This is a genomic window from Actinoplanes sp. NPDC051633 (assembly GCF_040681735.1).
Classification (GTDB): domain Bacteria; phylum Actinomycetota; class Actinomycetes; order Mycobacteriales; family Micromonosporaceae; genus Actinoplanes.
In genome coordinates this window covers 1-1519 of sequence record NZ_JBFAZH010001539.1, presented here as the reverse complement: position 1 = coordinate 1519, position 1519 = coordinate 1, and the positions used below count along the sequence as shown (strand labels likewise).

At 70.6% G+C, this 1519-nt stretch carries 1 protein-coding gene and 1 pseudogene; one reads left to right on the top strand and one right to left on the bottom strand.

Translation table 11 applies throughout. From position 1 onward, the window contains the following. Positions 1-1198, bottom strand: a 1198-nt coding sequence (locus AB0M20_RS42920) for an acyl-CoA dehydrogenase family protein (RefSeq protein ID WP_364307195.1), incomplete at its 3' end; no start/stop codon positions are given. Positions 1199-1323: 125 nt separating this feature from the next. On the opposite strand from AB0M20_RS42920, the pseudogene AB0M20_RS42915 reads away from it, so the two are divergent. Continuing rightward, positions 1324-1519: pseudogene (locus AB0M20_RS42915) on the top strand (phosphatase); the annotation flags it as partial.

Here is a 1519-nt window from a genome sequence, read left to right as displayed (position 1 = left end):
GTTCGCCGCGGGCCGCGAGCGAGTCGGCGGTCTCGTAGCCCCGCCCGCCCCGGATCTGGACCAGCTCGTCGGCCATCAGCCAGGCCATCTCCGAGCCGTACAGCTTGGCGAGCGCGGCCTCGATGCGGATGTCGTTGCGGTCGTCGTCGGCGATCAGGCAGGAGAGGTCCAGCATGGACTCCATCGCGTAGGTGGTGGCGGCGATGAAGGCCAGCTTCTTGGCGACCGCCTCGTGCCGCCCGACCGGCCGGCCCCACTGCACCCGGTCGGCCGACCACTCACGGGCGACGTTGAGCGACCACTTGCCCGCGCCCACGCACATCGCCGGCAGCGACAGCCGGCCGGTGTTCAACGTGGTCAGCGCGATCTTCAGGCCCTTGCCGAGGCCGCCGATGACGTTGTCGGCGGGCACGAACACGTCATGGAAGCGGGTCACGCTGTTCTCCAGCCCGCGCAGGCCGAGGAACTCGTTGCGCCGCTCCACCGTGATGCCCTCGGAGTCGCTCTCCACCACGAAGGCGGTGATCCCCTTGCCCGGCACCCGGGCCATCACCACCAGCAGCGTGGCCACCGTGCCGTTGGTGGCCCACAGCTTCACGCCGTTGAGCTTGAAGCCGCCCTCGACGGGCTCGGCGATGGTGCCCAGGCGCGCCGGGTCGGACCCGACATCCGGCTCGGTCAGCAGGAACGCCGACACCTCGCCGGCCGCCAGCCGCGGCAGGAACGCCTTCTTCTGCGCCGGGGTGCCGAAGATCTTGAGCGGCTGCGGCACGCCGATCGACTGGTGTGCGGACAGCAGCGCGCCGAGGGAGGGGTTGGCCGAGCCGACGAGCGTCAGCGCCTTGCAGTAGTGCAGGTTGGACAGCCCGAGTCCGCCGTACTCCCGGTCGATCTTCATGCCGAAGGCGCCGAGACGCGCGAGGCCCTGGAACACCTCGTCGGGGATGCGGGCCTCCCGCTCGATGAGCGCGCCGTCGATGTCGGAGCGGACGTACTCCTCCAGCCGGGCCATGAAGTCCTCGGCGCCGGCGTGGGGCGCCGCGGCCGGCCACGGATCGATCAGGTCGAGCCGGAACCGCCCGAGGAACAGTTCCTTGCCGAAGCTCGGCTTGCGCCACTCGGACTCGCGAGCGGCCTCGGCGACCTGCCGGGCCTGCTTCTCCGAGACGTCGGCCTGGTTGCCCTGCGTCGTGGTCACCGGGTACCCCCTGTCGAAAAGCTCGCCTCCCGCCACGCTACTCACCGGTGTTACCGGAAGGTAGCCCTCGAGGGCCGTCCATCTTCCCCGATCCGGTCGCGGGTCGCGTGTGTGAGGATTCGTGGGTGAAGACTGGCTCTGCGGCGGCGTTGTCCAGGACGGGACTGGCGGCGTCCGCAGATCCGGCCTTCGACCGGTTCGCGACGATGGTGCGAAACGTGCTGAAGGTGCCCGTCGCGCTGGTGAGCCTGGTGGACTCGGATCGCCAGGTGTTCCCGGGGGTCAGTGGGCCGGACGAGGCCTGGCTGCGGCGGCGGGAGG